The following is a 20,212-nucleotide window of genomic DNA, read 5'->3' as shown; positions in this document are numbered from 1 at the left end:
CGGGGCCGGCCTCCCCGGGTGGAAACCGGCCAAACCGCCGTAAACTGGCGTCACCGGATCGGAGCGGCACCGAGGGAGGTCAGCATGCGAGCGACCGAGGGCGACCAGCTGGTACAGCACGGCAGGGTCGTGGGCCAGCACGACAAGATCGGCGAGATCACCGAGGTCCTGGGAGAGAACGGCGCACCCCCCTACCGCGTCCACTTCCAGGACGGCCACGATGCCATCATGTCCCCCGGGCCGGACTGCGTCGTCCGGCACCCCGCCGAGCCCGCGCACAAGGAACCGCCGTCCACCGCTCAGTTCCGCTGACCGCGGGCGTTCAGCGTGGCGGCACCGCCGCCGGATAGTGGTCGGCGACGACCCTGGCCATGGCACCGTTGGGATCCGCGGCCACCTGCTTCGCCGAGAAATAGCAGTGGCCGCGGACCTCGGTGTGCCGTGCCGCGAGCGTCAGGTGCCGTGACAGCTCGGCCGGATCGCGCCATGCGGTGGTGGAGCTGTCGGGCTCGCACCGGTACAGCGCCTCCCCGATGTACAGGTCCACCCCGGTGCCCGCGACCGTGTCCGCCCACCAGGGCACCAGCACGGCGTAGTCCGCCGAGGAGTGCCCGATGTGCCAGTAGCACTGCGGTGCGATGTAGTCGATCCAGCCCTCGGTGACCCACTTGCGGGTGTCCGCGTACAGGTCACCGTACGCCGTCAGGCCGGCCCGGGTCCGAGACCCGCGGGGGTCCTGGCTCTGGTGCCGCCAGATCCCGAACGGGCTGACCCCGAACCGCACACCCGGCCGCACCTGCGGGATCCGCGCGGACATCTCGCGGACCAGGGTGTCGGTGTTGTGCCGGCGCCAGGCGGCACGCGAGGCGAAGCCGGCGCCGTGCTCCTCGTAGGCCGCGTCGTCGTCAAAGTACTCGCCGTCCACCGGATAGGGGTAGAAGTAGTCGTCCCAGTGCACGGCGTCCAGCGGGTAGCGGGCCACGGCGTCGAGCATGGCCTCCTGCACGAAGGCGCGGACCTCGGGCAGGCCCGGGTTGTAGTAGAGCTTCCCGCCGTACGGCACGGTCCAGTCCGGGTGGATCCGCGCCGGGTGGCCGGCCGCCAGCCGGGACGGGTCGGTGTGCGTGTTGGTCACCCGGTACGGGTTGAACCAGGCGTGCAGCTCCAGCCCGCGGGCGTGCGCCTCGGTGACCGCCGTGCCCAGCGGGTCCCAGCCGGGGTCGCGGCCCTGCACCCCGGTCAGCCACTGCGACCACGGCTCCCGCGCGCCTGGCCACATCGCGTCGGCGGTCGGCCGCACCTGCAGCATCACGGCGTTCAGCCGCCGCCGTACCGCCGTGTCCAGCAGCTTGATCAGCTCCGCCCGCTGGCGGCTCGCGCTCAGCCCCGTCCTGGAGGGCCAGTCGACGTTGTGCACGGAGGCGACCCACATCCCCCGGAGCTCCGGCCCGGCCCCCGCCCGGGCCGGCACCGGGCGGCCCTGCGGCGCGGCGTCCGGCACCGCCCCGCCCGGTGCGGCGCCGCCCGGTGTCGCCCTGGCCGGTCCGGCCGCGGACGCCGCCACCATCCCCGCTGCCGTGACCAGCAGACTCCGGCGACCGATGTACGTCATGTGACTGCTCCCCTGCACTGAGTGACAATCCTGTGTGTGCGCCCAGCATGCCCGCCCCGGCGGACCCGGAGCGGCAAGGCCGGGAGTAACGTCGGGGGGCGTGGCGGGCGCCGGAACCACACGGGGGACCCGCCGACCGATGAGCCAGCGAAAGGCACGAAGTGACTGACCTCCCTTCCGACATCACACGCGTCGGCGTAGTGGGCTGCGGCCAGATGGGCGCCGGCATCGCCGAGGTGTGCGCGCGCAGCGGCCTTGAGGTCAAGGTCGCCGAGACCAGCGGCGAGGCCCTGGAGATCGGACGTACCCGTCTGATCAACTCGCTCGGCAAGGCCGCCGAGCGCGGCAAGATCACGGAAGAGGAGCGGGACGCCACCCTGGCGCGGCTCAGCTTCACCACCGACCTCGGCGAGTTCGCCGACCGCGACCTGGTCATCGAGGCCGTCGTGGAGAACGAGAAGATCAAGACCGAGATCTTCCAGGTCCTCGACCAGGTGCTGACGCGCCCGGACGCCATCATCGCCTCCAACACCTCCTCCATCCCGCTGGTGAAGCTGGCCGTCGCCACCTCGCGCCCGGACCAGGTCATCGGCATCCACTTCTTCAACCCGGCGCCGGTCCAGAAGCTCGTGGAGCTGATCCCGGCCCTGACCACCGGCGACGAGACGGTCAAGCGGGCCGAGGCCCTGGTGCACGACGTGCTGGGCAAGCACGCCATCCGGGCGCAGGACCGGTCCGGATTCGTGGTGAACGCGCTGCTCGTGCCCTACCTGCTGTCCGCCATCCGGATGTTCGAGTCGGGCATCGCCAGCCGCGAGGACATCGACAACGGCATGGAGTTCGGCTGCGCCCACCCGATGGGTCCGCTCAAGCTCTCGGACCTGATCGGCCTGGACACCATCGCCTCGATCGCCGATTCGATGTACACCGAGTACAAGGAGCCTCTGTACGCGGCTCCCCCGCTGCTGCAGCGGATGGTCGACGCGGGCCGCCTCGGCCGCAAGACCGGCTCGGGCTTCTACGCGTACGCCTGACGGGCCCGCGCGTTACCCCAGCCTGAGATGGTGCAGCAGGAGCAGCCCGGCCGCCATGTTGGCGGCCGGGACCTCCCCGTGCGCGATCATGCCGGGCACGAGTTTGAGGGGGACCCACTCGCGGCGCGAGGACTCGAAGGCGTCCTCGGGCGGACCGGTGTACGTCGCGCCGTCCGCCCAGTAGAGGTGGTGACGGGCGTCGGTCAGCCCGTTGGCGGGCTCGACGGTCATCAGGTGGTGCAGCGGGCCGGGACGCCAGCCCGACTCCTCCTCCATCTCCCGTGCGGCGGCGAGGGCTATGTCCTCGCCGTCCTCGACCACACCGGCGGGGAGCTCCCAGCCCCAGCTGTCGGTGATGAAGCGGTGCCGCCACAGCAGCAGCACCTCGTTGGCCTCGTTGACGGCCGTCGCGACGGCGACCGGCCGCAGCCGGATGACGAAGTGGTCCAGGTGCCGGCCGTCGGGGAGCTCCACATCCGCGAGGTTGACGTCGAACCAGCGGTTCTTGTACACGGTCTGTTCGCTCAGGTTGGTCCACTGCACGGTTCTGCCACCTTCCGTTCGAGTCGGTGGCAACATGGCAGCAGCCGCGGCGCTCACAGCGGAACGCGCAGCGCCCCGTCGATGAGCCGGGCGGTCTCCTCCGCGTCGGCGCACCCGCTGGCCAGCAGCTGTTCCCGGACGGTCCGCAGCCGGTCGCGCAGCCGCAGCGACTCCATCCCCTTGGCCGTTTCGGCCATTTCGGCCACCGCGGCCACCGCCCGGTCCGCCTCCCCCTGGCGCAGCTGGATCTCGCACAGCATGGCCAGCCGGTGCACCCGTCCGCGGTCGTGCGCAGGTGTCCCGACCGCCGCGGTGGCCTGCTCGTACGCCGCGTCGAGATCTCCCAGACTGAGCAGGGCCTCGGCCACCTGTACGTTGACCAGGCCCGGCTGCACGTATCCGGTCTCGTCCGGTTCGCTGCCCCGCCGGATCCGCACGGCGGCCCCCTCGGCATGCCGGATGCACGTCAGCGCGGCCCGGGTGTCCCCGAGTCGGGCGTAGGCCTTGGCCTGCATCGCGTAGAGGTCGGCGGCCAGCGCGGGAGTGATGTGCCGGCCGGCCGCCCGCAGCGCGGCCTCCGCGAAGGCCACCGCCTGCCGGAACTCCCGCAGGTGCAGGGACTGGTTGACGATCAGCGCGATCACATAGGCGCCGAGTCCGCGGTCACCGCTGGCCTTGGCCAGCCGCAGCGCCTGGTGGAAGTAGCGCTGGGCCAGGCCGTGCGCGTCGGAGTCGTAGGCGCAGATGCCCGCGACCGCCACCAGCGATCCGGAGGCCCGGTGCAGTCTGCGGCCGACGGCGTCGGAGTAACTCCCGCGCAGCATGGGCGCGGTCTCGCTGCCCAGGAAGCGGACGATCCGCGAGCGGGTGGCCACGCCGCCGGCCCGCCGGTACATCAACTCGTAGTGGACGCGGGCGGCGCGCAGGACCTCGATGTGCTCGGGGCCGATGGCGGTGGGACCGGCGCGGGACACGTCCGCGTCCTCCGGCGGGTTCTCCCACTCCCATACGGGGATCACGGCGGGCGTGCCGGTGACCGCGGTGGCGCTCAGCAGGTGCGTCCGGCTCTGCTCGTCGGTCCGCCACAGGGCGGTGGCCCGGTCCACGAACCCGCTGAGCGGGATCCCGTGCGGTGCGGCGGTCCGCCCCGGGAGTCCGAGTCCGATGTCGTCCAGCCCGACCGGGCGGCGCAGCCGCTGCCCGAGCACCTCGCAGATCAGGTCGGGCACCTGGCCGCGCGGCCGCTGGCCCTTCAACCAGCGGGCCACCGCGGTGTGTTCGTAGCGCAGTGCGAGTCCACGGGCGCGGCCGGCCTGGTTCACGTACGCGGCGAGTCCGGCGTGGGACATGCCCGCCTCGGCGAGGAGGGCGTCGAGCAGGGCGTTGGACTGCATGGGCCCCTCCAGGGTCGCTCCCAGGCTAATGGGTGCTCCGTTCACACGGGGTGTGAAACCGGTACGCGCATAAATGCGGCGCGCACGCTGCCGCGGGGTGCGGCGGCACGCTTGACTGGTGGTCTCGCCTCGACAAGAGGCAGCCCGGGCCGTCGGCTCCCCCTCGTACAGTGCGACGGCCCGCACGGCGCCGCCCGTCCTGCTGTCTGCCCGACACTCCACGGCAGGCGGGCGGCGCTTCTCACCGCTCCGCCGCAGCCGGTTGGTCTCCGGTGCGCGGCGGACCGGGCCGGCCCCCACCCACCCGGGACCGGCCCGCTGCGGTTCCGCCGGCTCCGCGCGGCCTCCCTCGGCCCCGCCGGAGCGGGCGGGCCGCCCAGGGGGTGTCCGGCGGATCATGGCCGGGCCCGGGCCCTCCGGCGCCCCCTGCCGTCCGGCCGGCGCCATCACCGCCACCGCCCTCGCCTACCGGCGCAGCACGAGCAGGGCGACGTCGTCGTCGAGGTGCCCGCCGGTGTGACGCAACAGCGCGTCGTGCACGCCCTCCACCAGCCGCGCGGGCGTCGCGGCGGCGGCCTCCGCGATGGCTCCGCCGAGCGGGAAGTACCGGCCGTCGGGGTCGCGTGCCTCCGCCGCGCCGTCGGTGTGCAGGAACAGCCCCTCTCCGCGGCGGAGCTCCCCGCAGTCCCGCGCCGCCAGCTCGTCCGGGAGCGGCCACACCCCGAGCGGCGGCAGGGTCTCGCCGCAGTCCAGCCGCTCCGGCTCCGCCGGTAACTCCGGCGGGCCCGGGTCGCGCGCCGGCCGCGCGTCCCCCGGCTCCGCCGTGTCTTCCCACGGGGTGGGGGCAAGGCTGTGTACGGCGGACACGGGCGGCAGGCGGTAGGGCCAGGGGTGGCCGCAGTTCAGGGCGGTCAGGGTGCCGTCGCGGCCGATTTCCAGCAGGAGGACGGTCACGAACTCCTCCGCCGGCGGGGAGTCGGGCCCGGTACCGCCCATGAGGTGTTCCAGGGCGGCCCGGTCCCGGAGGTGGCAGGCCAGCGCCAGTTCCATCCGCCGCAGCACTCCCGCCAGGGACGGCTCCTCGTGCGCGGCCTCCCGGAAGGCCCCGAGCACCGCCGTCGCGGCGCCCAGCGCCGGGATCCCGTGCCCCCGTACGTCCCCCATGACCACCCGCACCCCGTACGGCGTCGGCAGCGCGTCGTAGAGGTCGCCGCCCGCCTCCGCCCCGTGCACCGCGGCCAGTGCCAGGCCGCCGACCCGCGGCGGCAGCGGCCGCAGCAGGGCCTGCCGGGCGGCACCGGCGTTCTGCCGTGCGCGGCGCAGCTCCGCGAGCAGCCGCTGCCGCATGTGCAGCACGCTGCCGCCGGCCAGCATCAGGAAGGCCGCGCACGTCGCCAGACTCGGCACCAGGGCTCCCGGGGAGGACAGCTCCCAGGACACCGCGGCCCCGCCCCATGCGAGGACGCACACCCGGCGCACCCGGGGCATCTCCCCGCGCATCGTCATCTCTTTCCGGCCTCCCCTCGGCCGGGAACGATTGTGTCGACCGCCCGGTGCGCGGGACACGGGTCATCGGCGTTCTCACCCAAATGAGTGAGGACCCCGTTGTTGTCCTTTCAAGCAGAAAGGGGCGCGTCCGGTTTCCCGGACGCGCCCCTCGCGCCTTCGTGCACCCAGGCGTTCCTGCGCTCGCCTTCGTGCGCCTACGCGATCGCCGGGCTCACGCCCCGCGCAGCACCGCCCCGGTGCGCTCCGTGGCCAGCGCGACCGCCGCGTCGCGGGCGGCCGTGGACTCCTCGGCCGTCAGCGTGCGGTCGGGGGCGCGGAAGCGCAGCGCGTACGCCAGGGACTTCTTGCCCTCGCCGATCTGCTCGCCGGTGAAGACGTCGAAGAGGCGGAGCGATTCGAGGAGCTCTCCGGCGCCCTTGCGGAGCGCGGCCTCCACCGTGGCGGCGGGCACCGACGCGTCGACGACGAGCGCGACGTCCTGGGTGGCCACCGGGAAGGAGGAGATCCGCGGAGCCGTCACCGGCTCGCCGCCGGCCGCCGCGAGGCGGTCCAGGTCGATCTCCATGGCGCAGGTCCGGGCCGGCAGGCCCATCGCCTTGACCACCCGCGGGTGCAGCTCACCGGCGTGGCCGATGACCGTCTCGACCCCGTTCAGGGTGACGATCAGCTCGGCGCACCGGCCCGGGTGCCAGGGACCGTACTGGCCGCCGCGGATCACCAGCTCGGTACCGGCTTCGCGGGCCAGCGAGCGGGCGGCCTCGACCGCGTCCGCCCAGTCCGACGGGCGGCCCTTGCCCCACCAGCCGGCCTGCTCGCGGGCACCGGCCAGCACGACCGCGGCGTAGCGCGGCTGCGCGGGCAGGGCCGCGTCGAGGGTGCCGATCTCCTCGTCCGTGGGACGGCGGTCGACCGGCAGCCGGACCGCGAGGCCCGGCCGGTCGCCCGCCCGGAAGACCGAACCGGTCTCGAACAGGGCGAGGTCGTGGCTGCCCCGGCTGTCGTTGCGGCGCAGTGCGCCCAGCAGGCCCGGCAGCAGCGTGGTGCGCAGCGCCGGCTCCTCGTCGGACAGCGGGTTGACCAGCTTGACCACCTGGCGGGTGGCGTCGTGCGCGGGCAGCTGGAGCTGGTCGAAGACCTGCTCGCCGATGAACGGGTAGCTGAGCGCCTCGACGTAGCCGGCGCCGGCCAGTGCGCGGCCGGCCCGGCGGTGCAGCACCTGGCGCGGGGTCAGGCCCCGCCCGGAGGGCACCTGCGGCAGGGTGGAGGGCAGGTTGACGTAGCCCTCCAGCCGGATGATCTCTTCGGCGAGGTCGTTGGGCGCGGCGAGGTCCGGGCGCCAGCTCGGGACCGTGACGACGAGCTCGTCCTGGCCGTAGACGTCGCAGCCGATCTCCTGGAGGCGGCGGACGACGGTCTCGCGGCCGTAGTCCATGCCCGCCACCCGGTCCGGGTGGTCCGCGCGCATCGCGACGGTGCGCGGGGTGGCCGGGGCTGCGACCTCGGTGACGCCGGCCTCGGCGGTGCCGCCGGCCAGCAGCACCAGCAGGTCCACGGTGCGCTGCGCGGCCGCCGCGGCGGCCTGCGGGTCGACGCCGCGCTCGAAGCGCTTGGACGACTCGGAGGACAGCTTGAGCCGGCGGGCGGTGCGGGAGATCGACACCGCGTCGAAGTGCGCGGCCTCGATGACCACCTCGGTGGTGCCGGTGACCACTCCGGTCTCGGGGTCGGTGACGGAGTCGGCGATCTCGCTGTTGGCGCCGCCCATGACACCGGCGAGGCCGATCGGCCCGCTGCCGTCGGTGATCACCAGGTCCTCGGCGTCGAGGGTGCGGACGACCCCGTCGAGGGTGGTGAACTTCTCGCCCTGCTCGGCGCGGCGGACCCCGATGGTGCCGTCGACGCGGGAGCGGTCGTAGGCGTGCAGCGGCTGGCCGAGCTCCAGCATCACGTAGTTGGTGATGTCCACGGCCAGCGAGATCGGGCGCATGCCGGCCTTCTGCAGACGGCGCTGCAGCCAGATCGGCGAGCGGGCCTCGGGGTCGAGACCGACGACCGTGCGGGTGGTGAAGCGGTCACAGCCGGCCGGGTCCTCGACCTTGACCGGGTAGCCGTACGAGTTCGGGGCCGGCACGTCGAGCAGCGCCGGGTCGCGCAGCGGCAGCCCGTAGGCGGTGGCCACCTCGCGGGCGATGCCGCGCATGGACATGCAGTAGCCGCGGTCCGGGGTCACGTCGATGTGCAGGACCTCGTCGACGAGCTCCAGCAGCTCGATGGCGTCGGTGCCGGCCTCGTGCTCCGGGGGCAGCACGATGATGCCGTGCGAGCCGTCGTCGGGCATGCCCAGCTCGCTGTCGGAGCAGATCATGCCGTGCGAGGTCTTGCCGTACGTCTGGCGCGCGGCGATCGCGAAGTCGCCGGGCAGGACGGCGCCGGGGAGGACCACGACGACCTTGTCACCGACGGCGAAGTTGCGGGCGCCGCAGACGATCTCCTGCGGTTCGCCGGTGCCGTTGGCGTCGCCGACGTCGACGGTGCAGAAGCGGATCGGCTTCTTGAAGCCCTCCAGCTCCTCGATGGTGAGCACCTTGCCGACGACCAGGGGGCCCTTGATCCCGCCGAGCTGCTCGACGGTCTCGACCTCCAGGCCGGCGTCGATCAGTTTGGCGGCCACGTCGCGGCCGGTGGTGCCGGCGGGGAGGTCGACGTACTCCCGCAGCCAGGAAAGCGGGACCCGCATCAGATCTCCATCCCGAACGGCCGGGTGAACCGGATGTCACCCTCGACCATGTCTCGCATGTCTTCAACGTTGTGGCGGAACATCAGCATCCGCTCGATGCCGAACCCGAAGGCGAAGCCGGAGTAGACCTCGGGGTCCACGCCGCAGGCCACCAGCACCTTGGGGTTGACCATGCCGCAGCCGCCGAGCTCGATCCAGCCCTCGCTGGAGCAGGTGCGGCAGGGGCGGTCGGGGTTGCCCACCGACGCGCCGCGGCACACGTAGCACTGCATGTCCATCTCGGCGGACGGCTCGGTGAACGGGAAGAAGTGCGGGCGGAGCCGGGTGGTGGTGTCCTCGCCGAAGAGCTCCTTGACCATGTGGTCGATGGTGCCCTTGAGGTCGGCCATGGTGAGGCCCTTGTCCACGGCGAGCAGCTCGACCTGGTGGAACACGGGGGTGTGGGTGGCGTCCAGCTCGTCCGTGCGGTACACGCGGCCGGGGCACACGATGTAGACGGGCGGCTCGCGGCGCTCCAGCAGGGCGCGGGCCTGTACCGGGGAGGTGTGGGTGCGCAGCACGACGCCGGACTCGTCGCCCTCGGTTCCCTTGGGGCCCTGGACGAAGAAGGTGTCCTGCATCTGGCGCGCGGGGTGGTCGGGCGTGAAGTTGAGGGCGTCGAAGTTGAACCACTCCGCCTCGACCTCGGGGCCCTCGGCCACCTCGTAGCCCATGGACACGAAGACGTCCGCGACGCGGTCCATCAGCGTGGTCAGGGGGTGCCGGGCGCCGGACGGGACGCGGTCGTACGGCAGCGTGACGTCCACCGCCTCCTCGACCAGCACCCGCTCGTCGCGCTCGGTCTCGAGCTGGGCGAGGCGCTCCGCGTACGCCTTGTTCACGGCGCCGCGGGCCTGGCCGACCCGCTTGCCCGCCTCGGCCTTGGCCTGCGGCGGCAGCGCGCCGATCTCGCGGTTGGCGAGCGCCAGGGGCGAGGTGCCGCCGGTGTGGGCGGTCTTCTCGTGCGCCAGTGCGTCGAGGTCGCCGGCGGCCGCGAAGGCGGCGAGCGCCTCGTCCCGCATGCGCTCGATCTCTTCCGGTTTCAGTGCCTCGACCTCGACAGGGTCGTACGACTTGTTCGGTGCCGACATCTCTTCCCGTACTTCCGATGGCTGGCTGGTGGTCCGCGCGACGCATGGTGTTCGCCACAAGGACACAAAGGTGCCAAAGGACGAGTCTAAAGGTCGCCGGGGATGGAGGGGCCCGTGGGCCGCCTGGCGAGACCGTCCGCAGTGACTACTGCGTGAGGTAGGCCGGCGCGCCGACGGGCAGGATAAATCGGAACTCGGCGCCGCCTCCGGGGCCGCGGCCGACCGTGATCGTCCCGCCGTGGGCCTCGACGATGCCCTTGACGATGTACAGGCCCAGCCCGGTGCCGCCGCGCTTGCTGCCCCGCCAGAAGCGGGTGAAGACGCGGCCCATGGACTCCTCGGGGATGCCGGGGCCTTCATCGGTCACGGTGACGGCTGTTCCCTTCTCGTGCGGGCTCACGTCGATGGTGACCGTTCCGTCTCCGTGCCGCACCGCATTTTCCAGAAGATTGCCCAGGATCTGATCGACCTTGTCCGGGTCGGCCCACAGATCGGGCAGCGGGCGGCTCACCCGGACGAGGAACCTGTCGGGGGCCTGTCCGTTCGCGGTGAGGGCCTGGACGTGCCGGCCGACGGCGGTGGCGATGTCCACCGGCTGCCGCCGGACCTCCAGCCGGCCGGAGTCGATGCGGGAGATGTCGAGGAGTTCGGCGATCAGCCGGGTGACCCGGTTGGCGTCGGCGTCGACGGTCTCCAGCATGAGCCGCTTCTGGTCGTCGGTGAAGCGCTCCCACTTGGCCAGCAGGGTGGCAGTGAACCCCTTGACCGAGGTCAGCGGGGAGCGCAGTTCGTGCGCGACGGTGGCGATCAGCTCGGCGTGGCTGCGTTCGGTGCGGCGGCGCGCCTCGGTGCCGCGCAGGGTGACCACGAGCCGGCGCAGCGGGCCGGACGGCCGGGTGCGGACGTACTGGGCGGAGACGAGCACCTCCCGCCCGCCGGGCAGCAGCAGGTTGCGCTCGGGCTGCCGGCAGCGGGTGGCGAGGCCCCCGTACGGGTCGGTGAGCGCCCACCAGCGGCGTCCGTCGAGGTCCTCCAGGGGCAGGGCCCGCTCGATCCGCGCGCCGAGGGCGTCGTGGGGGGAGATGGCGGTGATCCGGGCGGCGGCCCGGTTGAAGCAGATCACCCGTCCGGTGTCGTCCGCGACCACCAGCCCGTCGGGCAGCTCGTCCGGGTCCAGCCCGAAACAGTCCTGCGCCGCGGGGGCGACCGCGGCCTGGCGCGGAGAGCTGTTCGTACCGACAGTCATGTCCCCGTACCCCACATCTCTTCAGGAGCGCGGTGGGCCCCCGGGCCGCAACTCTACTGGCTGAGGGTCACGCTGCGGCACCCTCCGGGCGCCCGCTGTGCTCGCGCGGAGGCGTAGAGGCACACCGCCGCCGCCGTGGCGAGGTTCAGGCTCTCCGCCTTGCCGTGGATCGGCACCCGTACCACCGCGTCGGCCAGGGCGCGGGTCTCCTCGGGCAGGCCCCATGCCTCGTTGCCGAAGACCCAGGCCGAGGGGCCGCCCATGGTGCCGGCGTCGAGCTCGGCGTCGAGGTCGTGCTCCCCCGCCCCGTCGGCGGCCAGGATCCGTACGCCGGCCGCCCGCAGGCCCTCGACGGCCTGTTCCACGGGGACGCCGACGGCGACCGGCAGGTGGAAGAGGGAGCCGACGGAGGCGCGGACGGACTTGGGGTTGTAGAGGTCCACGGAGGCGTCGGTGAGCACCACCGCGTCGGCGCCGGCGGCGTCGGCGCAGCGCAGCACGGTGCCGGCGTTCCCGGGGTCGCGGACGTGCGCGAGTACGGCGACCAGCTTGGGCTCCGCCTTGAGGATCTCCTCGAACGGCGAGTCGAGGAAGTGGCAGACACCGACCAGGCCCTGCGGGGTGACCGTCTGGGAGACCTCGGCGAGCACCTCGTCGGAGGCGTAGTGGACGCGTGCTCCGGCGTCGCTCGCCGCGGAGACGATGTCGGCGTAGCGCTCGGCGGCCTCGACGGTGGCGAACAGCTCGATCAGGGTGGGCCCGGCCTCGCCGCGGTGCTCGACGGCCTCCCGGACGGCCTGCGGACCCTCGGCGATGAAGCGGCGCTCCTTGGTGCGGAAGTTGCGCCGCGCGAGCCGGCGGGCGGCGGCCACCCGGGGGTTGCGCGGGGAGATCAGCTCGGCGGGGGAAGCCATGTCCTGTCGGTTCTCTCTCGGGGCTGCGGGGGCTCGGGCGCCGGGCTCGGGAAGCCCGGGAGCGGTGCTCGGTGCTCGGGGCTCGGGGTTCGGGGCGCCGGGCTCGGGGCTCGGGGGCTCGGGGTGAAAGCACCCGGACCCGCAGGCGAGACGCCTGCGGGTCCGGGATCAGCCTGGTGGGGCTACTGCTGCCGTCAGGCGGCAGCGGGCGCCTTCGGGGCGTTGACGTCGGCCGGAAGGGCCTTCTGCGCGACCTCGACCAGCGCGGCGAACGCGTTGATGTCGTTGACGGCCAGCTCGGCGAGGATCTTGCGGTCCACCTCGATGTTGGCGGCCTTCAGACCCTGGATGAGGCGGTTGTACGTCATGCCGTTCTGGCGGGCAGCGGCGTTGATGCGCTGGATCCACAGCTGACGGAAGTCGCCCTTGCGCTTCTTGCGGTCGTTGTAGTTGTAGACCAGCGAGTGGGTGACCTGCTCCTTGGCCTTGCGGTACAGGCGCGAACGCTGACCGCGGTAGCCGGAGGCCGCCTCGAGGATCGCCCGGCGCTTCTTGTGGGCGTTTACTGCCCGCTTGACGCGTGCCACTTGTTAACTCCTTGTAGCGGGGCCGTGGTTGTGTTCACACGACCCGAAATCGATTGGGTCCCGGTCCAGACGTCTCGCCCCGCTCCACTGTGCGGGAGCGGGCGGACATCACTTGCCGAGAAGCTTCTTGATCTTCGCGGCGTCGCCCGGGGCCATCTCGGCGTTGCCGGTGAGGCGACGCGTCAGCTTGGACGACTTGTGCTCGAGCAGGTGGCGCTTGCCGGCGCGCTCACGGAGCACCTTGCCGGAGCCGGTGATCTTGAAGCGCTTCTTGGAACCGCTGTGGGTCTTGTTCTTCGGCATAGCGCCGTTATCTCCTCGTCGGTGCCGCTCCTGCCGGCCCGTTTCCGGACCGGCGCACCGGAGCGTCAGTTGTGTGGGTTGATTCCGGGACGGGCTGCCCCGGTATCAGGCCTCGGCGGAGGGCTGGTCTTCGACCTGCTCTTCGGCCTGGGGCTCGGCGACACCCTCGGCGGGCGCCTCCGCGACCTGGCCCTGACGCTCGGCCTTGCGGGCGGCCTGCGCCTCGCGGGCCTCGGCCATCGCCTCGGTCTTCTTCTTGTGCGGACCCAGGACCATGATCATGTTGCGGCCGTCCTGCTTCGGGTTCGACTCGACGAAACCGAGCTCCTGGACGTCCTCCGCCAGGCGCTGCAGCAGTCGGTAGCCGAGCTCCGGCCGGGACTGCTCGCGACCACGGAACATGATCGTGATCTTGACCTTGTCGCCCTGCTTGAGGAACCGTACGACGTGACCCTTCTTGGTGTCGTAGTCGTGCGGGTCGATCTTCGGCCGGAGCTTCATCTCCTTGATGACCGTGTGCGCCTGGTTCTTGCGCGCCTCACGGGCCTTCATGGCCGACTCGTACTTGAACTTGCCGTAGTCCATGAGCTTGCAGACGGGCGGACGGGCGTTCGCCGCGACCTCGACCAGGTCGAGGTCGTACTCCTGCGCAAGCTCGAGGGCCTTGGCAAGCGGAACAATCCCGACCTGCTCGCCGCTGGGACCGACAAGTCGCACCTCGGGAACGCGAATCCGGTCGTTGATGCGGGGCTCGGCGCTGATGGATCCTCCTAGGTAGCACCACACGACTGCCTGGCAGACAGTCGTGCACGTCTGTTTGAACGGACCACCGCGGGCGGAACGCAAAAACGCCCCGGACGGGACACAGGCGGGAGCTCCAAGCACAACCGGAGCACCGCCGCGTCGACCGCGGGGCGCAGACTCGGGCGGCTTTCCATCGTCCGTACGGAACGATGGATGCCGCCTGACCGGATGACCTGCCTCCCCGGAGGGTGGTCAGGTGGGAGTTCGGAGCCTCCACTTGTGGGCCGGGGACATACGTCTCCGGCCGGTCGTCACACAAGGTTAGCACCCACGCCCCGGGGAGACCAATCGGCGGGAACGCTTATGGTGAAGGACATGACTGACGCGACCCCCACCGCTCCCGAGGCTTCCGCCGCCCCCGACTACGACGCCATGACCCGTGACATCGCGGACGTGCCCGCCGTCGAGGTGATCACCACGGTGGCGGTCCACCTGCTGAGCGCCGCCGCGGTCAACCTGGGCCTGGACAAGCCGGACTCCGAGCACAAGGACCTCGACGAGGCCCGCAAGCTGATCACCGCGCTGGCCGGTCTGGTGACCGCGAGCGCCACCGAGATCAGCTCCTTCCACGCGGCTCCGCTGCGTGACGGTCTGAAGTCGCTCCAGCTGGCGTTCCGCGAGGCGTCCATCGTCCCGGACGAGCCGGGCCAGGGCCCGGGCGAGAAGTTCACCGGTCCCGTCTACGCCTGACCGCCGGAACCCGAAGGGGGCATACGCACCGCGTATGCCCCCTTCGCGCTGCCCGGGCCCGGACCGGCGGGAGCAGCGGGAGCAACGGGTGGAGCCGGGATCAGCGGGTGAAGAGGGGTTCCCCCGGCGGCGCAGGCGCGTCCGCCGGCAGCAGGGCCATCTCCAGCCCGCGCACCAGCCGCTCCCTCAGGGTGTCGTCGGCGGCCAGCGCCTCCGCCACCCGGCGCGCCCCCGCCGCCGGGTCGGCACCGCCCACCAGCACCACCGCGAGGATGCCGTCGGCCGAGGCTCCGCCGGGCAGCAGGTGGGCGCGGAGCACCGAAGGCTCCTTGGCCACCGCCGCCCGGACCGCCTCCGTGACGGCCGGGTCGGCCAGCGGGTCCGCGTCCGTACGGCCCTCCGCGAGCGCCCGCAGCGCCGCCCCGGTCAGCTGGTACGCGACCGGGCCCGCGAGGTCCAGCACCACGGTGTCGGCCCGCTCGTGGGCGGCGGCCTTCAGGGCCTGGTGCAACGGCACCGCGACCGGGCGGGCCGCCGGGTCCCAGCGGGCCAGTGAGTCGAGCGAGGTGAAGGCGGGCAGCGCCCGCCGGTTCCCGGCGGTGAGGGTCGGCACGGCCATGTCGCTGGTCTTCTCGCGCTTCAGGCCGGTCTCCGGGTCGGTCTCCACCTCGCCGAGCACGGCGACCACCGGGACGAGCAGGCGGGCACCGCGCAGGGCCGCCAGGACCTCCGGCTCCCTGGACCGGTCCTCGGCCCAGGCGGCCAGGGCCGCGCTCAGCCGGGGATCGGCGGAGCCGTCGTCGTCGGAGAAACCGGGGTCTGGGATGTTCTTCTGCGCCACAGTTACCCGACCCTATCCGGTGGCCGGGCCCCGTCGGCGCCGGGCGAGCACGGCGGCCGCCGCCAGCAGCGCCAGTCCCCCGCCCGCGGCCACCCCGGCGAGCAGCCCGTGACCGCGGGCACCCGGGCGTTCCGGCTCCGGGCCGGAGCCGAAGTAACGGCTCTGGTGGGCCGCGGCGGCCGGCAGCACGGGCTCCGGCTTCCACCGCTCGGCCTTCTGCAGGGCGAGCACCGGGTCCACCAGGCCTCGACCGCGCGAGTCGTCCCGGCCGCCGCGCGGGCGGTCCGAGGCGGTGTCCTCCAGCAGCCGCTTGACCTGGGACGGGGACAGCTTCGGGTACTTCGCCCGGATCAGGGCGACGGTGCCGGAGACGTACGCGGCGGCGGCGCTGGTGCCCCAGCCGCCCGGGTAGTACTTCCGGTCCGGATCGGCGATCACGATGTCCTGGCCGGGGGCGCTGACGCTGGCGTACCAGTTCCGGGTGGAGAAGCCGGCCCGCTGGCCCTTGCGGTCGATGGCGGTGACGGCGATCACGCCCGGGTAGGCCGCCGGGTAGGAGACGGGGTGCCCCTTGCGCCCGCTGTTGCCGGCCGAGGCGACCACGACCACGCCCTTGGCCAAGGCGTACTGGACGGCCTCGTCCTCGGCGGCCTCGTGGTGCGCGGAGGCGCTGTCGTCGCCGAGGGACAGGTTGATCACGTCGGCGCCGTGGTCGGCGGCCCAGCGGATGCCTTCCGCGAGGGCCCCGCCCTTCTTCTCCCGGGCCTGGCCCCGGGCCGGGTCGCCCTCCTCGAGGATCACCCGGACCGGCAGGATCTTCGCGGCCGGGGCGATGCCCATCACCCCGTCCCGGCGGTCGGGGCCGTGGCCGTGGCCGGCGATGATCCCGGCCATGGCCGTGCCGTGGCGGGCCCAGGTCTTGTCCCCCGGGGAGGCGCCGAATCCGACGAGGTCCTTGCCGGGCAGGACCCGGCCGGTGAGGTCGGGGTGGGTTCCGTCAGCCCCGGTGTCGAGGAGGGCGACGGTGACCCCCTCGCCCCGGGTGACGCCCCACGCCTCCTCGGCGCGCAGCACGGTCAGCGCCCACTGCCTGTCGCGGACGGCGTCGGCCGAGGCGGGGGTGGCGGCGACGGCCACGAGCACCCCGCCGAGCAGCGCGGCCAGGCCGGCCCGGGCGCGGCGGGCGTACGAGGCGGACGGGCGCGGGGTCATGAGCGGGTCTCCGGTGCGGCGGGGGCAACCTGGGCGGCGAGGGCCGCTTCGAGGCCGTCGGCGACCGACTCGGCGGCGTGCCCGAGCCCGGCCAGCGCGACGGCGCTGCGGTCGGCGGGCTTCATCGCGTCCTCGGCGGGCCGGGCCTGGGGGACGTCCCGCTTGTCGGAGAAGGCCGACACCGTGTACACGATCACCGGCGCGTCGGACCGCACGGACACCTTGTACGCGGCCCGCTGCCCGCCGCCGATACCGAGCGCGGCGGGCGCGGACAGCTGCCCGCGCAGTTCGTCCATCGCCTCCGGGCCGGCCGGTGTGAAGACCAGTCCGGCGGACACCATGGCGCTGCGGGTCGCGTCCGTGTAGGTCGCCCGCAGCACCTGGGTGCAGCCGGTGCGCTCCATCTCCTTCTGCCATTCCTTCGACAGGCCCTCCGCGCAGTCCGTCCGGGGGGACACCGCGATCCGGGTCCACTTGCGGTCGGCGCCTCCGGGGCCCGCGCCGGCTCCGTCGAGGACAGGGGGGAAGAGGGTGTCGACCGGGGCCCGGTTCCCGAGGGTGCCCGCCCGCCGGTAGGTCTCCACGGCCGACGGCACGCGGTTCGCCTCGCGGTGGTCCTGCCAGACGAGCCAGCCGGCCCAGCCGAGCAGGCCGAGACCGAGCGCGCCGCACACCGCGGCGGCGACGGTGCGGACGGGCAGGGCAGAGCCCGCGGACCCCGCGGATGCCGTGGATGCAGCCGACCCGGGAGATGCGGCGGATGCAGCGGATGCCGAGGACACGGCGGATATGGCGGATATCGCGGATGCGGCTGCTGTGGCGGGCGTCCCGGCGTCGGCGGCGCGGTCGGTCACGGGTCCGGCCGGCTCCGTGCCGGAGCCCGGGACAGCCCAGGGCGCGGGCAGCGCCGAGTGCGGGTCGGTCGTCGTCATACGGCGCTCCGCCCCCTGTTCCGTGCCACGGCTGCCTGCCCGTACTTTACGGCTCCGGGAACGGGACCGGACCGCCGCCTCCGGCCCCTACCCACCGGTAGACCGGTCTGGCAAGCTGCGCCCATGAACACCCCCGCCTCGGACCGGGCCCGGTACGACCGGGCCACCGCCCACCTGGACGCGCCGCTGGCCATCGTGGACCTGAACGCGTTCGACGCCAACGCGGACGACGTCGTCCGGCGGGCCGCCGGCAAGCCGGTACGGGTCGCCAGCAAGTCCGTACGGTGCCGGGCCCTGCTGGAGCGGGTGCTGGCCCGCCCGGGCTTCGCCGGGATCATGTCGTACACCCTGGCGGAGTCGGTGTGGCTGGCCCGGTCGGGCTTCGAGGACGTACTGCTGGCGTATCCGTCGGCGGACCGCGCGGGCTTCGCCGAACTGGCCTCCGACGCCAAGCTGGCCGGCTCGGTCACCGTCATGGTCGACGATCCGGCGCAGCTGGAGCTGATCGACCGGGCGCGGGACGGCGGCCGCGAGGAGATCCGGGTCTGCCTGGAACTGGACACGGCGCTGCGGCTGTTCGGCGGCCGGGTGCGGGTCGGCGCCCGGCGGTCCCCCCTGCGCGAGCCGGCCGAGCTGGCCGGGCTGGCCGAAGCGGTGCAGCGGCGGCCGGGGTTCCGTGTGGTGGGGCTGATGGCGTACGAGGGCCATGTCGCGGGGGTCGGCGACGCGGTGGCGGGGCGGCCGCTGCGGTCGCGGGCGATCCGGCTGATGCAGGCCGCGGCCCGCCGGGAGCTGGCGGCCCGCCGGGCCGAGGTGGTGCGGGCCGTCCGGGAGGTGGTGCCGGACCTGGAGTTCGTCAACGGCGGCGGCACCGGGAGCGTGCAGCACACGGCGGCGGAGGCCTCGGTGACCGAGATCGCCGCGGGTTCAGGGCTGTACCAGCCCCGGCTGTTCGACAACTACACCTCCTTCTCGGGGCGGCCGGCGGCGCTGTTCGCGCTGCCGGTGGTCCGGCGGCCGGGGGTGGGGGTGGTGACCGTGCTGGGCGGCGGCTATCCGGCCTCGGGCGCGGCGGGCGCCGACCGGCTGCCGGAGCCGTACCTCCCGCGTGGGCTGCGGTACGACCCGCAGGAAGGGGCCGGCGAGGTGCAGACCCCGCTGCTGGGGGCCCCGGCCGACGACCTGCTGGTCGGCGACCGGGTGTGGTTCCGGCACGCGAAGGCCGGGGAGCTGTGCGAGCGGTTCGACCGGCTGCACCTGGTGGAGGGGGACGTGGTGACGGCCTCCGTCCCGACGTACCGGGGCGAAGGCCGCACCTTCCTCTAGCCGGCGGCCCGCGGCCGGCCCGCGGTCAGCCGGCCGGGGTCACGCGCCCGTTCAGAAGACGGTGTCCTGCTGGTCCGGGACGATGCTCCGGTCGGAGCGGCGCACCGGGCCGGTGGTGCCGTCCGGGTTGACGTACCCGGTGGTGGCGCAGGGGTAGGAGCCGGTCTTCTGCTTCTTCGGCTCGATGAACATCGGGTTGACGATCCAGCGGCCGTCGCTGTTGTCGTACGCGCGGCACATCAGCTCGTTCTTGTTGCGGTTGACCACCAGCCGGAGGGCGGTGGCGTCGCGGAGGAACGAGATGTCGGTGTCGGAGTCCCCGGCGGCGAAGACCTGGCGGCGTGCGGCCGGCTGGACCTTCTCGGCCGCGGCGCCGCGCACGCCGAAGATCTCCTTGTTGATCCAGCAGCGCTTGCCGTCGATGTACGTGATCATCGTGTCGGCGCCGTCGCGGACCGAGCCGCAGCCCTGGAAGTGCGGGGTCAGCTTCCCGCCGCGGGTGGTGGTGTTGCGGATGCCGATGACGTGGTCGGCTTCGATGCCGACGCCCTTGGCCCACACCTCGACCACGGGCTGCGGGGAGGCGGAGCTGATCCAGACGTCGAAGCCGGCCTTCTGGAGCTTCTTGATCAGGTCCTTCTGCTGGTCGTAGTAGCGGACCCAGCCGGTGGCGGTGCCGCTGCCGACCTGCTGCTTGGCGCCGATGGGCGCGGCCAGGTTCTCGGTGCGGGCGGCGGCGGCGAAGGACCGTATCTCCCTGGCGGTCCAGCCTTGCATCAGCTGGGGCAGCCAGGCGTACGAGGGCTCGGTGGTGCGGCGGTTCCAGCCGGTGAAGGCGGCGGCGCCAGTGGTGGTGGCGCCGGTGCCGTAGACGGTGTTGATCTGGTCGGCGCAGGCGGTGCCGGCCGGGGTGTGGGTGGGCAGCGGTGCGCCGGGCCGGGCGAGCCCGTCGCAGGCCGCGGAGAGGGCGGCGGCCGCCTGGTCGGTGAGGTGGCGGCTGGTGGTGTGCCAGTCGCGGCCGGAGGGCTGGCGGATCTTCCCGTTGCGCAGCAGCCAGTACATGGTGGCGTCGCCCACGTCGTTCTTGACGACGGTGTTGTCCCAGTCGAAGACGGCGACGGGCTTGGAACGGGCGTCCCGGTACGGGTCGCAGCTGTGGTACCGGTCGATGAGCTGCTGGAGACGGGCCTGGTTGGCGCCGTACCAGCCGCCGGCCAGCTGCGGGGCGGTGCAGCGGGCGGCGGCGGGGGCCGCCTGGGCCGCGGAGGCGGAGACGGCGAGGGTGCCGGCGGCGACGGCCGCGGCGGCGCCGACGGCCTGCAGCCGCCGGAGGGTCTGGGAGCGGGACACTGAGCTGGATACTCCTGTCGTAACCGAGGCCGGACGGCCTCAAGATCG

Annotated in this window: 19 protein-coding genes; 4 read left to right on the top strand and 15 right to left on the bottom strand. The window is 73.2% G+C overall.

Translation table 11 applies throughout. The features are described from left to right. Window positions 1–84 precede the first annotated feature (84 nt). Entirely contained in the window at window positions 85–312 is a 228-nt protein-coding gene (locus ACGFQ9_RS29975) for a DUF1918 domain-containing protein (RefSeq protein WP_393578085.1), read from the top strand. Window positions 313–322: 10 nt separating this feature from the next. On the opposite strand, the gene ACGFQ9_RS29970 is transcribed toward ACGFQ9_RS29975, so the two are convergent. After that, a complete protein-coding gene (locus tag ACGFQ9_RS29970) occupies window positions 323–1,612 on the bottom strand; it encodes a glycoside hydrolase family 10 protein (protein ID WP_393578084.1) in 1,290 nt (429 codons plus the stop codon). A gap of 161 nt (window positions 1,613–1,773) precedes the next feature. Here ACGFQ9_RS29970 and ACGFQ9_RS29965 point away from each other — a divergent pair, with 161 nt between their 5' ends. Further along, complete coding sequence (locus ACGFQ9_RS29965; RefSeq protein WP_393578083.1) at window positions 1,774–2,646, top strand: 3-hydroxybutyryl-CoA dehydrogenase; 873 nt, start codon at window positions 1,774–1,776, stop codon at window positions 2,644–2,646. Window positions 2,647–2,658: 12 nt separating this feature from the next. On the opposite strand, the gene ACGFQ9_RS29960 is transcribed toward ACGFQ9_RS29965, so the two are convergent. The 10 genes from ACGFQ9_RS29960 to infC form a co-directional block, all read right to left on the bottom strand. Further along, entirely contained in the window at window positions 2,659–3,189 is a 531-nt protein-coding gene (locus ACGFQ9_RS29960; protein WP_393578082.1) for an NUDIX hydrolase, read from the bottom strand. A 53-nt stretch (window positions 3,190–3,242) separates the two neighbouring features. Continuing rightward, a complete protein-coding gene (locus tag ACGFQ9_RS29955; protein WP_393578080.1) occupies window positions 3,243–4,583 on the bottom strand; it encodes a transcriptional regulator in 1,341 nt (446 codons plus the stop codon). A gap of 465 nt (window positions 4,584–5,048) precedes the next feature. Next, complete coding sequence (locus ACGFQ9_RS29950) at window positions 5,049–6,089, bottom strand: PP2C family protein-serine/threonine phosphatase (RefSeq protein WP_393578079.1); 1,041 nt, start codon at window positions 6,087–6,089, stop codon at window positions 5,049–5,051. Window positions 6,090–6,303: 214 nt separating this feature from the next. Next, window positions 6,304–8,829 (bottom strand): phenylalanine--tRNA ligase subunit beta, encoded by a 2,526-nt coding sequence (gene pheT / locus ACGFQ9_RS29945; protein ID WP_393578077.1) that lies wholly within the window; start codon window positions 8,827–8,829, stop codon window positions 6,304–6,306. Continuing rightward, window positions 8,829–9,959 carry a phenylalanine--tRNA ligase subunit alpha gene (gene pheS / locus ACGFQ9_RS29940; RefSeq protein ID WP_393578075.1) on the bottom strand — a complete coding sequence of 377 codons (1,131 nt, stop codon included), beginning with the start codon at window positions 9,957–9,959 and terminating at the stop codon, window positions 8,829–8,831. The genes pheT and pheS overlap by 1 nt, the downstream gene beginning before the upstream one ends. A 145-nt stretch (window positions 9,960–10,104) precedes the next feature. Next, the gene (locus ACGFQ9_RS29935; RefSeq protein ID WP_393578073.1) at window positions 10,105–11,205 is read right to left on the bottom strand and encodes an ATP-binding protein; all 1,101 of its coding nucleotides are present in this window, start codon (window positions 11,203–11,205) and stop codon (window positions 10,105–10,107) included. A 53-nt stretch (window positions 11,206–11,258) separates the two neighbouring features. Further along, window positions 11,259–12,119 (bottom strand): TrmH family RNA methyltransferase, encoded by an 861-nt coding sequence (locus tag ACGFQ9_RS29930; RefSeq protein WP_393578072.1) that lies wholly within the window; start codon window positions 12,117–12,119, stop codon window positions 11,259–11,261. Window positions 12,120–12,313: 194 nt separating this feature from the next. Further along, window positions 12,314–12,706 (bottom strand): 50S ribosomal protein L20, encoded by a 393-nt coding sequence (gene rplT / locus ACGFQ9_RS29925; protein ID WP_365106009.1) that lies wholly within the window; start codon window positions 12,704–12,706, stop codon window positions 12,314–12,316. A gap of 108 nt (window positions 12,707–12,814) precedes the next feature. Further along, entirely contained in the window at window positions 12,815–13,009 is a 195-nt protein-coding gene (gene rpmI / locus ACGFQ9_RS29920; protein ID WP_030192941.1) for a 50S ribosomal protein L35, read from the bottom strand. 105 nt (window positions 13,010–13,114) lie between these two features. Beyond that, complete coding sequence (gene infC / locus ACGFQ9_RS29915) at window positions 13,115–13,795, bottom strand: translation initiation factor IF-3 (RefSeq protein ID WP_393578070.1); 681 nt, start codon at window positions 13,793–13,795, stop codon at window positions 13,115–13,117. Window positions 13,796–14,128: 333 nt separating this feature from the next. Here infC and ACGFQ9_RS29910 point away from each other — a divergent pair, with 333 nt between their 5' ends. Then, entirely contained in the window at window positions 14,129–14,503 is a 375-nt protein-coding gene (locus tag ACGFQ9_RS29910; RefSeq protein ID WP_393578069.1) for a DUF1844 domain-containing protein, read from the top strand. A 100-nt stretch (window positions 14,504–14,603) separates the two neighbouring features. Here ACGFQ9_RS29910 and ACGFQ9_RS29905 read toward each other — a convergent pair whose 3' ends face one another. From ACGFQ9_RS29905 to ACGFQ9_RS29895, 3 genes are read right to left on the bottom strand one after another with little or no spacing between them, the layout of a single operon-like run. Then, the gene (locus ACGFQ9_RS29905; protein ID WP_393578067.1) at window positions 14,604–15,344 is read right to left on the bottom strand and encodes an SseB family protein; all 741 of its coding nucleotides are present in this window, start codon (window positions 15,342–15,344) and stop codon (window positions 14,604–14,606) included. A gap of 12 nt (window positions 15,345–15,356) precedes the next feature. Beyond that, window positions 15,357–16,556: a type VII secretion-associated serine protease mycosin gene (mycP, locus tag ACGFQ9_RS29900; RefSeq protein ID WP_393578066.1), complete on the bottom strand. Its 1,200-nt coding sequence runs from the start codon at window positions 16,554–16,556 to the stop codon at window positions 15,357–15,359. After that, window positions 16,553–17,488 (bottom strand): hypothetical protein, encoded by a 936-nt coding sequence (locus tag ACGFQ9_RS29895; protein WP_393578065.1) that lies wholly within the window; start codon window positions 17,486–17,488, stop codon window positions 16,553–16,555. Before ACGFQ9_RS29895 ends, mycP begins: the two co-directional genes overlap by 4 nt. Window positions 17,489–17,611: 123 nt before the next feature. On the opposite strand from ACGFQ9_RS29895, the gene ACGFQ9_RS29890 reads away from it, so the two are divergent. Beyond that, window positions 17,612–18,814: an amino acid deaminase/aldolase gene (locus ACGFQ9_RS29890; protein ID WP_393578063.1), complete on the top strand. Its 1,203-nt coding sequence runs from the start codon at window positions 17,612–17,614 to the stop codon at window positions 18,812–18,814. Between the two features lie 51 nt (window positions 18,815–18,865). Here the strand turns inward: ACGFQ9_RS29890 and ACGFQ9_RS29885 are convergent, their stop codons facing one another. Beyond that, window positions 18,866–20,164, bottom strand: coding sequence for a haloacid dehalogenase-like hydrolase (locus ACGFQ9_RS29885; protein ID WP_393578062.1), 1,299 nt, complete (start codon window positions 20,162–20,164; stop codon window positions 18,866–18,868). Window positions 20,165–20,212 lie beyond the last annotated feature (48 nt).

This window comes from Streptomyces sp. NPDC048603 (assembly GCF_043199475.1).
Classification (GTDB): Bacteria; Actinomycetota; Actinomycetes; order Streptomycetales; family Streptomycetaceae; genus Streptomyces.
Note: the sequence above shows the minus strand (reverse complement) of the source record. Positions and strands in the feature narration are given on the sequence as shown.

Excerpts from the sequence above, each read along its gene's own strand:
- ACGFQ9_RS29975 (WP_393578085.1), top strand. The coding sequence starts at position 85 with ATGCGAGCGACCGAGGGCGACCAGCTGGTACAGCACGGCAGGGTCGTG.
- ACGFQ9_RS29970 (WP_393578084.1), bottom strand. The coding sequence starts at position 1,612 with ATGACGTACATCGGTCGCCGGAGTCTGCTGGTCACGGCAGCGGGGATG.
- ACGFQ9_RS29955 (WP_393578080.1), bottom strand. The coding sequence starts at position 4,583 with ATGCAGTCCAACGCCCTGCTCGACGCCCTCCTCGCCGAGGCGGGCATG.
- ACGFQ9_RS29950 (WP_393578079.1), bottom strand. The coding sequence starts at position 6,089 with ATGACGATGCGCGGGGAGATGCCCCGGGTGCGCCGGGTGTGCGTCCTC.
- pheT (WP_393578077.1), bottom strand. The coding sequence starts at position 8,829 with ATGCGGGTCCCGCTTTCCTGGCTGCGGGAGTACGTCGACCTCCCCGCC.
- pheS (WP_393578075.1), bottom strand. The coding sequence starts at position 9,959 with ATGTCGGCACCGAACAAGTCGTACGACCCTGTCGAGGTCGAGGCACTG.
- ACGFQ9_RS29935 (WP_393578073.1), bottom strand. The coding sequence starts at position 11,205 with ATGACTGTCGGTACGAACAGCTCTCCGCGCCAGGCCGCGGTCGCCCCC.
- ACGFQ9_RS29930 (WP_393578072.1), bottom strand. The coding sequence starts at position 12,119 with ATGGCTTCCCCCGCCGAGCTGATCTCCCCGCGCAACCCCCGGGTGGCC.
- rpmI (WP_030192941.1), bottom strand. The coding sequence starts at position 13,009 with ATGCCGAAGAACAAGACCCACAGCGGTTCCAAGAAGCGCTTCAAGATC.
- ACGFQ9_RS29910 (WP_393578069.1), top strand. The coding sequence starts at position 14,129 with ATGACTGACGCGACCCCCACCGCTCCCGAGGCTTCCGCCGCCCCCGAC.
- mycP (WP_393578066.1), bottom strand. The coding sequence starts at position 16,556 with ATGACCCCGCGCCCGTCCGCCTCGTACGCCCGCCGCGCCCGGGCCGGC.
- ACGFQ9_RS29895 (WP_393578065.1), bottom strand. The coding sequence starts at position 17,488 with ATGACGACGACCGACCCGCACTCGGCGCTGCCCGCGCCCTGGGCTGTC.
- ACGFQ9_RS29890 (WP_393578063.1), top strand. The coding sequence starts at position 17,612 with ATGAACACCCCCGCCTCGGACCGGGCCCGGTACGACCGGGCCACCGCC.